Genomic DNA, 9,331 nt, shown 5'->3' on the forward strand with positions numbered 1-9,331 from the left:
ACCGCCGTCCCGCCGCTGACCGGCCACGGACGGGTGGCACTGTGGTGAGGACCACCCTACAGCGGTGCTCCGGGGGCTCTCAGGGGAGGCCCAGGTCCCGCCGGAGCCGGGGGACGTCGACCGTGAAGTACGAGTGCTCCTGGCCGTCGAGGAGCACGACCGGCACCCGGTCGCCGTACTCGGCCTGCAGCTCCGGGTCGGCGTCGACGTCGACCGTCGCAGGCACGAGCCCCGCCTCGGCGGCCACCTGCGCCAGCGTGGCCGCCGCCTCCTCGCACAGGTGGCAGCCGGCCCGGGTGAGCAGCTGCAGGCGGCTCACCCGGCCATCAGCTCCCCGCTGCCCGTGAGCCCGAGCTCCCGCAGCCGCGCCCGGCTCACCTTGCCGGTGAGCGAGTGCGGCAGCGCGGGCAGGAAGTGCACCGACGTCGGCACCTTGTAGCGGGCGAGCGACCGCGCGGCGTGCGCGACCAGCTCGTCGGCGGTCAGCTGCTGCCCCTGCTCCAGGACCACGACGGCGCGGACGGCGGACCCGGTGCGCGCGTCGGGGACGCCGATCACCGCGCTCTCGGCCACCGCGGGGTGCGCGTCGAGCACCCGCTCCACCTCGGCCGGGTAGACGTTGAAGCCGCTGACCAGCACCAGGTCGCTGCGCCGGTCGACCAGGTGCAGGTCGCCGTCGTCGTCGCGGTAGGCGAGGTCGCCGGTGGCCAGCCAGCCGTCGGCGTCCGGGCCGTCGGCGCCGTCGGGCCAGTAGCCGGCGAACAGGTTGGCGCCGCGGACGACGATCTCCCCCGGCCCCTCCTCGGCCTCCTCCCCCGGCTCGGCGTCGGCCGCCGCCTCGGAGGTGTCGCGCAGCTCGAGCTCCACCCCGGGCAGCGGCCCGCCGATGCAGTTCGGCTTGGCCCGCCCGGTGGCCAGCGTGCTCGCCACCACCGGGCTGGCCTCGGTGAGCCCGTAGCCCTCCCACACGGTGACCGCGGCGCGCTCGCGCATCGCCGTCCACACCTCGGCCGGGAGCGGGGCGGCGCCGGACGACGCCATCCGGACGGCGGCGAAGGCACGCCGCAGGGGTGCGTCGCTGCCCTCGGCGTCGGCCAGCGCGAGCCAGGCCTGGTACATCGGCGGCGCGCCGGGCACGGCGGTCACCTGCTCGGTCTCCATCAGCCGCAGCGCGGCGGCCGGGTCGAAGCTCTCCTGCAGCACCGCGCAGGCGCCGGTGGCGGCGACCAGCCCGAAGCCGGCGTTGAGCCCGTAGACGTGGAACAGCGGCAGCACCAGCAGCACGCGGTCGTCCGGCCGCACCGGCGGCGGGCTCATGGCCAGGCACTGCTCCTGGTTGGCCCGCAGCGCCGCGTGCGTGAGCATCGCGCCCCGCGGCCGGCCGGTGGTGCCGCTCGTGTAGCAGAGGAAGGCCAGGCCGGCCGGGTCCTCCGCCCGCTCCGGCGGCGGGCCGTCGGCCTCGGGCGGGCCGGGGCGGACGGTCACGCCGGCGACCGGCGGTCGCTCCTCGCGGGTGACCAGGAGCTCGGCCCCGGAGTCGCCGAGCACGTGCTCGAGCTCGGGATCGGTGTAGGCGGTGTTGACCGGGACGACGACCAGCCCCGCCCGCAGCGCACCGAGCACCGCCCGCAGCCAGTCCACGCCGTTGGGCAGCTGCACCGCGACGCGCCGGCCGGGCGCCAGGCCGTGCGCGGCGTAGCCGGCGGCGGCGCGGTCGACGGCGGCGTCCAGCTCGGCCCAGCTCAGCCGCTGGTCGCCGGCGACGACCGCGGTCGCGTCGGGACGGTCCCGGGCCGCCGCCCGGACGAGCGCGGACAGCGTCGTGCGGTCGGACACGGGCATCTCCTCCGTTGGGGCTGCGTCGGCCACCCGGGCGGGCGACGAGGCGTGCATCCCGTCGGGGTGGCGTGGACGGACTGCAGCGATGTTGTCACCATGGGAGCAGCCCCGCAGCATGCGCGCCGCTGGGTCCGGACAGCGCGCGACGGGAAGAGCCGCAGGTCGGCTCGGCGGGCCGACGAGGAGGTCGATCGCCCGCATGCCGTCCCCACGCCCTCTCGACGCGGCGCGGCAGTCCGCCACGCCCGCGGCCGACGGGCGCCCGTCCCCGCTCCCGCGCCCGCGCCCCTCGCCGCGGCCGCGGCCGACGCCCTTCCCCCGGGCGAGCGCCGAGACCGCGCCGGCGTCGGCCGAGCCGAACGTCGTCGCCGACCTCGACCCGGTGGCCGACCCGGTCGTCGACGAGGACGTCGAGCAGGAGATCGCCGGGCTGGCCGACGCCGGCGCGGTGCCCGACACCGGCGGCACCGACGTCTGGGCGCTGGTCCGGGCGGCCCAGGACGGCGACGCCGAGGCGTTCGGCCGGCTCTACGACCACTACGTGACCATGATCCACCGCTACGTCTACCACCGGGTGGGCGACCGGGCGCTGGCCGAGGACGTCACCAGCGAGACGTTCGTGCGGGCGCTGCGGCGGATCGACTCGCTGTCGTTCCAGGGCCGCGACGTGGGCGCGTGGCTGGTGACGATCGCCCGCAACATCATCCGCGACCACGTGAAGAGCAGCCGGTTCCGGCTGGAGGTCACGACGGCGGACATGCGCGACGCCGACCGGGCCACCGACGGCCCGGAGGACGCCGTCCTCCAGCACCTGACGAACGCGCAGCTGCTGGCCTGCGTGCAGCAGCTGGGCAGCGAGCAGCAGGAGTGCATCGTGCTGCGCTTCCTGCACGGGCTCTCGGTCGCCGAGACCGCGGCGGTCATGGGCAAGAAGGACGGCGCGATCAAGGCGCTGCAGCACCGCGCCGTCCGGCGGCTGGCGGCCCTGCTGCCGGAGGGGCTGCTGTGACCGGTCCCGTGCGCGGTCGCGTAACCCCCCACCCGGTGCCGTCGTTGGGCACCCTGGACGGCACCACTCCCAGCGGAGGACTCCTGTGAGCGCTCACACCGGCAGCCCGGCGGCACACCGCCGCGGCGCCGCGGCGCGCGCGCAGGAGGAGGCGCTCGTCGCCCGCCTGGCCGACCTCGGCACCGCGCTGGACGGCGAGCCCGACCCGGCTTTCCGGGACGCCACCCGGGCCCGGCTGGTCGCGATGGCGGCCGTCCGCTCCCCCGAGCCGGCCGCCCGCCGGACCCTGCGCCGGTTCGCCGGCGCCACCGCCGTCGAGACCGCCGCCGCGCGCTGGCGGGGCCGGCTCACCGCCGGGCTGGCCGGCGCGGCCGTCGCGGTGACCGCGCTCGCCGGCCTGGTCGGCGTCTCCAGCGGCGCGCAGCCGGGCGACCCGCTCTACGGGCTCAAGCGCGGCACCGAGCAAACCCAGCTCGCGCTCGCCGGCGACTCGACCCGCGGGCAGACGCTGCTCGACTTCGCCTCGATCCGCCTCGCCGAGCTCGAGCAGCTGCTCGCCGAGGGCACCACGGCGCTGCCCGCCGTCCCCGCCGAGCCCGGTGCCGGTGGCGGCACCGTGCTGGCCGCCGACGCCTCGCCGGACCTCGTGGTGGAGGTACTGCGGACCATGGACGCGCAGACCGCCGAGGGCACCGCGTGGCTGATCACCCGGTCGGTGGAGCTGCGCGACGCGGCGCCGCTCACCGACCTGCTCGACTGGGCCGCCGAGCAGTCCGCCGACCTCACCGCCCTCGCACCCGAGGTCCCCGACGGCGCCGAGGAGGCGATGGACTCCTCGCTGGCGCTGCTCACCCAGGTGAGCGCCCGCGGCACCGCGCTGCAGGAGGCGCTGGCCTGCGCCGCGGGACCGGCCGTGGCCGGCACCGACGCGCTGGGCCCGCAGCCCGCCGACTGCGTCGAGGAGACGCCGCCGCCCGCCTCGGGCGGGACCACGGGCTCCGTCCCGCCGGGCACCGCGACCCCGTCCGGCGAGCCGACCGACCAGCCGGTGCCGGGTGTCCCGACGCCGACCGGCGGGACCGCGGGGAGCCCGTCGACCGGTGCCGGCAGCGGTTCGGGCAGCGGGGCCGGCGGCGGTACCGGCGGAGGTCCCGGGTCCGGGACGACGTCCCGCCCGTCGACGCCGAGCCGGCCGACGCCCGGGCTGCCGCTGCCGTCCCTGCCCCTGCCCGGGACGGGGGGCACCTCGACCGCGCCCGGCGGCGGGGCGGCGCCCTCCACCAGCACGAGCAGCCCGCCGGCGATCATCGACACCCCGCTGCCGGTCTGCCTGCCGCCGATCATCTGCTGACGCCCCACCTCGGCGCCGGGAGGCGCCGGTTAGGGTCGGGACAGCCGCTGGTCGAGTGGGGAGGTACCCGTGCCGCGTCTGCCGTTCCGCGGCCGCTCGGAGCGGCACCCGCTGCCCGACGCCGAGACGCGCGCCCACGTCGCCGGTGAGGCGTCGGCCGCCGCCGCCGAGGTGGAGGCGCCGCCGGCGGTGGAGCTGGACCCGACCGCGGCCGCGTTCTTCGACGTCGACAACACGATGATGATGGGCGCCTCGCTGTTCTGGTTCGCCCGTGGTCTGGCCGCGCGCAAGTACTTCACGACCAGGGACCTCGCCCGCTTCGTGTGGCAGCAGGCGAAGTTCCGCATCGCCGGCAACGAGAGCGCCGACGACATGCACACCATCCGCGAGAACGCGCTGGCCTTCGTCGCCGGGCGGCCGGTGACCGAGATCGTGCAGGCCGGCGAGGAGATCTACGACGAGCTGATGGCCGACCGCATCTGGGGCGGCACCCGGCAGCTGGCGCAGAAGCACCTGGACGCCGGCCAGCGGGTGTGGCTGGTCACCGCCACCCCGGTCGAGCTGGCGCGGATCATCGCCCACCGGCTCGGGCTCACCGGCGCGCTGGGCACGGTCGCCGAGGTCAAGGAGGGCGAGTACACCGGCCGGCTGGTCGGCGAGCTCATGCACGGCGAGGCGAAGGCCGAGGCGGTCCGGGCGCTCGCCGAGCGGGAGGGGCTCGAGCTGGAGCGGTGCACCGCCTACAGCGACTCGGCCAACGACCTGCCGATGCTCACGCTCACCGGCACCGCCGTGGCGGTCAACCCCGACACCGAGCTGCGCGCGGTCGCCCGCTCGCGGGGGTGGCAGATCCGCGACTTCCGCACCGGCCGCAAGGCGGCGAAGATCGGCGTCCCCACGCTGGCCGCGGCGGTGGTCTCCGGCGGCGTGGTGGGCGGCGCGATCGCCGTCCGGCGCAAGAACACGGTGCCGGTCCCGGTACCGGTCGTGCGGCGGCGCCGGCTCCGCCTGCCCTGGCGCTGACTACCTCCAGACGCTCTTCCGCTGGAGGAGCAGCTGGTAGATCGAGTGCTGGATGGTCTCCCGCACCTGGTCGGTGAGGTTGAAGACCAGCATCGGGTCCTCCGCGGCCGCCGGGCCGTAGGACGCCGTCTCGATCGGCGCGCCGAAGGCGATGAGCCACTTCGACGGCAGCGGCACGAGCCCGAGGGGACCGAGCAGCGGGAACGTCGGCGTGATCGGGAAGTACGGCAGGCCGAGCACGCGGGCCGCCGTCCGGGCGTTGCCGATCATCGGGAAGATCTCCTCGGCCCCGACGATCGCGCACGGGATGATCGGCACGCCGGTGCGCAGAGCCGCTGTGACGAAACCGCCCCGGCCGAACCGCTGCAGGGTGTAGCGCTCGCGGAACGGCTTGCCGATGCCCTTGAAGCCCTCCGGGAAGACGCCGACGAGCTCGCCCTCGGTGAGCAGCCGCTCGGCGTCCTCGTTGCAGGCCAGCGTGGTGCCCATCTTGCGCGACATCGTGCCGACGAAGGGCAGCTCGAAGACGAGGTCGGCGCCGAGCAGCCGCAGCCGGCGCTGGGCGGGGTGGTCGTCGTGCAGCGCCACCGTCGCCATCAGCGCGTCGACCGGCAGCGTGCCGGAGTGGTTGGCCACCACCAGCGCGCCCCCGGTCGAGGGCACGTGCTCCAGCCCCTGCGTCTCGACCCGGAAGTACTTGGAGAACAGCGGCCGCAGCAGCGGCAGCAGCAGGTGGTCGGTGAGGTCGGGATCGAAGCCGAACTCGTCGGTCTCGTAGTCGCCGGTCACCCGCCGGCGGAGGAACTCGATGCCCCCCGCGACCTGCTGCTCCCAGGTGGGCGCGGGCGACGGCGGCGGGGTGCGCGGCTCGTCGTCGTCCGGCCGGAGCGGGATGACGCGTGCCTCAGGCATCGCGCACCGCCCGCAGTCCGGGCGCCGGGGGCGGCGGCCGGAGCCGGTCACCGACCGCCGAGGCGCCGTTCGCCACGCGCTCGACCAGCCCGCGGGCGCGGGCGGCCCCCGCGCCGACGAGCTCCGGTGCGACGACCGGTGAGACCGTGCGCGCGTAGTCGGCCAGCGCGTCGGCCGTCGTGTACCGCGGGGTGTAGCCGAACCGGGTGCGCAGCACGGTCGTGTCGACGACGCGGCCGAAGTTGAGGAAGCGCATCTGCTCCGGGGAGTAGTCGACGAAGCCGAACCGCCGCGAGAAGCGGCCCACCGAGCCGAGAGCGGGCGAGGGGATCGGCACCTGGAGGCGGCCGAGCCGCCGGATGCACTGGGAGAGCAGCAGCGTGCCCTCGCCGCCGACGTTCACCGTGCCGGTGAAGCCGCCGGTCGTCGCCCGGGTGAGGACGGCGAGCGCGTCGTCCTCGTGCAGCAGCTGCACGCGGGCGTCGTAGCCGAGCGCGGTGGGCACCAGCGGCATGCGGAAGAACCCGGTGAGCAGCGAGTCGATCCGCGGGCCGATGAAGTTGGTGAACCGCAGCATCGCCACGTCGACGTCGGGACGGCGCCGGGCGAAGGACCGGACGTAGCCCTCGATGTCGACGCTGTCGCGGGCGAAGCCGCCGGACGGGACGCGGCGGGCCTGCATCGTCTCGGTGAAGACGGCGGGGTCGCGCGAGGACGCCCCGTACACCGCGCTGGTGGACTTGAGCACGAACCGGCGCACCGAGGCCGCCCGCTGGCAGGCGGCCAGGAGCTGCATCGTCCCGATGACGTTGAGCTCCTTCATCAACCCGCGCCCGCCGGCACCGGCGGGGGTGGAGCTGATGTTCATGTGCACGACCGTGTCGACCGACGCGTTCGCGATGACCTTGCCGATCAGCGGGTTGCGGATGTCGGCGCGCACGAACTCGGTGCGGCCGAGCCGGCGGAGCATCTCGGCGGACGGCGGAACGGTGTCCACGCCGATGACCCGTTCGATGGAGGAATCGGCGGCGAGCTCGGCCGCCAGGGCACCGCCCAGCCACCGGCTCACGCCGGTGACGAGGACGACCGCGGGCGGCACGAGCGTCAGCGCCCCTACTTCTTGTTGCGTCGCTGGACGCGGGTCTTCTTCAGCAGCTTGCGGTGCTTCTTCTTCGCCATCCGCTTGCGCCGCTTCTTGATGACCGAACCCATGGCCTGTGCTCCCGACGTCGTTCGTCGCACGGCACTCCGGGCGACGGCCGGGTGGCCGTGCCAGGCACCGCGCAGGTGATCAGCTCGTACGCGACGACTCCGCTGTGGAGTCGGGTCGTCGCTGGCCGCCCGAGCTTACCGGCCGTCCCGCGGCGACGCTGCCGCGGGCGGAGCCGGATCACGACGAAGGGGGAAGGACTTCGACCCCCGTGCTGGCACTGGTGAGGTTCTTGAACGGCCTCGCTGCAGGGCCCCGCCGCGAGCGTGCGGGCGGTCGGGGGCAGCGCGGTCCTCCCTCAGGCGATGTCGGTGTAGGCGTCGCGCAGGTAGTCCTGGACGGCGCGCTCCGGCACGCGGAACGAACGGCCGACGCGGACGGCGGAGAGCTCGCCGGCGTGCACGAGGCGGTACACGGTCATCTTGGACACGCGCATCATGGCGGCGACCTCGGCGACGGTCAGGAAGGTCACGGCCGAGCGCTGCGCGGGGACGACCGGACGGCCGACGGGCATGGCGGCGGGGTGCGCGGCGGGCACGGGGCGGGCGACGGCGGCGGCCATCGGGCGGCCGACCGGGCGCGGACCCGGGACACCGGGGCGGGCGGCGAACTGAGCGGCGGAAGCAGCGGCGTGACGCTGGGGCATGGTCATGTTCTTCGTCTCCGGACCTAGCGCGTGTCGTCGAGCCGGCTTCCCCACCGACTACGCGGCACGCACGCGCTGACACAGAGAGTAGGGGGACTTCCGTGACAGAAGCGAGGCAAGAAACGGACAGGGAGAACGCTCGGTCCTCGGCAGATTTCTACCTATGTCGGTCTGTCGACATGGTGTCAGGCGTGTCGCAGCGACCCGAGGTGCTCCTGTGACTGGCTGTTGATCAGAAGTCGCCGGTGCCTCCGCTCAGCGGCGGCCCCCCGGCCCCTCGCCGCTCTCCCGTCCCAGCTCCACCGACCGGGCGTGGGCCGCCTCGATCGCCGCGATCAGGGCGGCGCGGACGCCGTGCCGCTCCAGCTCGCGGATCGCCGCGATCGTCGTCCCGCCGGGGCTGGTCACGGCCTCCCGCAGCTGGACGGGGTGCTCGCCGGAGTCGCGCAGCATGACCGCCGCGCCCAGCGCGGTCTGCACGATGAGGTCGGCGGCCACCGCCCGCGGCAGGCCGAGCAGGATCCCGGCGTCGATCATGGCCTCGACCAGGTAGAAGAAGTACGCCGGACCGCTGCCGGACAGCGCGGTGACGGCGTCCTGCTGGGCCTCCGGGACCCGCCGCACCCGGCCGACGGCGGCCAGCAGCGCCTCGGCCTCGTCCAGGTGCTCCTCCCCGGCGTGCGCGCCGGCCGAGAGCACGCTCATGCCCTCGTCGACCAGCGCCGGGGTGTTCGGCATGACCCGCACCACCGGCGTGCCCGGCGGCAGCGCCGCCTCGATGGTCGTCGTCGGCACGCCGGCCGCCACCGACACGACGAGGTGCCGCGCCGGGTCGACGTGCTCGGCGAGCCGGCCGAGCAGCGTGCCGATGTCCTGGGGCTTCACCGCGAGCAGCAGCGTGCGCGCCCGGCCCGCGGCGTCGGCGAGGTCGACGGCCGGGACGCCGTAGCGGCCCTCCAGCTCGGCGGCGCGCTCCGCGCTGCGCTCGCAGACCACGATGCCGTCGGGTCCGCTGCGCCGGATCAGCCCCGACAGCAGCGCCTCGCCGATCTTCCCGCCCCCGACGATGGCCAGCCCCGCGGTCACGCCCGGCCCCCCACCCGGCGCGCCAGGAGAGTGAGGGCACCGGCGCCGGAGGGCACGTCCACCCGGACCCGGTTCCCGGCGGCGACCAGCCGCCGCTGCTCGTCGGTGCGGACTCCCCAGGGCATGACGTGCTCCCAGCTGTCGGGGGGGGGGGGGGGGGCGGGGGGGCGGCGCCCCGCCCCCCACCCCCACCGGGGGCGGGGGGGGGGGGGCGCCGCGGCCCGCCCCGCGGCGCCTGCGTTCGAGGTGGTCGAG

General features: G+C 75.8%; 11 protein-coding genes. 3 read left to right on the plus strand and 8 right to left on the minus strand.

Annotated features, from left to right (window positions below; genetic code table 11):
* Window positions 1–79: 79 nt before the first annotated feature.
* Window positions 80–319, minus strand: coding sequence for a glutaredoxin family protein (locus ACI797_RS21710; protein WP_456861280.1), 240 nt, complete (start codon window positions 317–319; stop codon window positions 80–82).
* Complete coding sequence (locus tag ACI797_RS21715; protein ID WP_456861282.1) at window positions 316–1,842, minus strand: AMP-binding protein; 1,527 nt, start codon at window positions 1,840–1,842, stop codon at window positions 316–318. Before ACI797_RS21715 ends, ACI797_RS21710 begins: the two co-directional genes overlap by 4 nt.
* A 196-nt stretch (window positions 1,843–2,038) precedes the next feature.
* On the opposite strand from ACI797_RS21715, the gene ACI797_RS21720 reads away from it, so the two are divergent.
* The 3 genes from ACI797_RS21720 to ACI797_RS21730 all read left to right on the plus strand — a co-directional run bounded on the left by ACI797_RS21720 (window position 2,039) and on the right by ACI797_RS21730 (window position 5,222).
* On the plus strand, window positions 2,039–2,848 hold the full coding sequence (locus ACI797_RS21720; RefSeq protein ID WP_456861284.1) for a sigma-70 family RNA polymerase sigma factor: 810 nt from the start codon (window positions 2,039–2,041) through the stop codon (window positions 2,846–2,848).
* An 85-nt stretch (window positions 2,849–2,933) separates the two neighbouring features.
* The gene (locus tag ACI797_RS21725; protein ID WP_456861286.1) at window positions 2,934–4,199 is read left to right on the plus strand and encodes a DUF5667 domain-containing protein; all 1,266 of its coding nucleotides are present in this window, start codon (window positions 2,934–2,936) and stop codon (window positions 4,197–4,199) included.
* A 69-nt stretch (window positions 4,200–4,268) separates the two neighbouring features.
* Complete coding sequence (locus ACI797_RS21730; protein WP_456861288.1) at window positions 4,269–5,222, plus strand: HAD family hydrolase; 954 nt, start codon at window positions 4,269–4,271, stop codon at window positions 5,220–5,222.
* Here the strand turns inward: ACI797_RS21730 and ACI797_RS21735 are convergent, their stop codons facing one another.
* From ACI797_RS21735 to ACI797_RS21760, 6 genes are all read right to left on the minus strand, one after another.
* Window positions 5,223–6,134: a lysophospholipid acyltransferase family protein gene (locus ACI797_RS21735; protein ID WP_456861290.1), complete on the minus strand. Its 912-nt coding sequence runs from the start codon at window positions 6,132–6,134 to the stop codon at window positions 5,223–5,225.
* On the minus strand, window positions 6,127–7,233 hold the full coding sequence (locus tag ACI797_RS21740; RefSeq protein WP_456861292.1) for an NAD-dependent epimerase/dehydratase family protein: 1,107 nt from the start codon (window positions 7,231–7,233) through the stop codon (window positions 6,127–6,129). The genes ACI797_RS21735 and ACI797_RS21740 overlap by 8 nt, the downstream gene beginning before the upstream one ends.
* Before the next feature lie 14 nt (window positions 7,234–7,247).
* Entirely contained in the window at window positions 7,248–7,346 is a 99-nt protein-coding gene (locus ACI797_RS21745) for a 30S ribosomal protein bS22 (RefSeq protein WP_012854759.1), read from the minus strand.
* A gap of 296 nt (window positions 7,347–7,642) precedes the next feature.
* On the minus strand, window positions 7,643–7,996 hold the full coding sequence (locus ACI797_RS21750; RefSeq protein WP_456861294.1) for a helix-turn-helix domain-containing protein: 354 nt from the start codon (window positions 7,994–7,996) through the stop codon (window positions 7,643–7,645).
* A 249-nt stretch (window positions 7,997–8,245) separates the two neighbouring features.
* A complete protein-coding gene (gene proC, locus ACI797_RS21755; protein WP_456861297.1) occupies window positions 8,246–9,076 on the minus strand; it encodes a pyrroline-5-carboxylate reductase in 831 nt (276 codons plus the stop codon).
* Window positions 9,073–9,201, minus strand: coding sequence for a hypothetical protein (locus tag ACI797_RS21760; RefSeq protein WP_456861299.1), 129 nt, complete (start codon window positions 9,199–9,201; stop codon window positions 9,073–9,075). Before ACI797_RS21760 ends, proC begins: the two co-directional genes overlap by 4 nt.
* Between the last annotated feature and the right edge of the window lie 130 nt (window positions 9,202–9,331).

Source organism: Geodermatophilus sp. SYSU D00691, from assembly GCF_054050275.1.

Coding starts and splice junctions, on each gene's coding strand:
- ACI797_RS21715 (WP_456861282.1), bottom strand. CDS start 1,842: ATGCCCGTGTCCGACCGCACGACGCTGTCCGCGCTCGTCCGGGCGGCG.
- ACI797_RS21720 (WP_456861284.1), top strand. CDS start 2,039: ATGCCGTCCCCACGCCCTCTCGACGCGGCGCGGCAGTCCGCCACGCCC.
- ACI797_RS21735 (WP_456861290.1), bottom strand. CDS start 6,134: ATGCCTGAGGCACGCGTCATCCCGCTCCGGCCGGACGACGACGAGCCG.
- ACI797_RS21745 (WP_012854759.1), bottom strand. CDS start 7,346: ATGGGTTCGGTCATCAAGAAGCGGCGCAAGCGGATGGCGAAGAAGAAG.
- ACI797_RS21750 (WP_456861294.1), bottom strand. CDS start 7,996: ATGACCATGCCCCAGCGTCACGCCGCTGCTTCCGCCGCTCAGTTCGCC.
- ACI797_RS21760 (WP_456861299.1), bottom strand. CDS start 9,201: ATGCCCTGGGGAGTCCGCACCGACGAGCAGCGGCGGCTGGTCGCCGCC.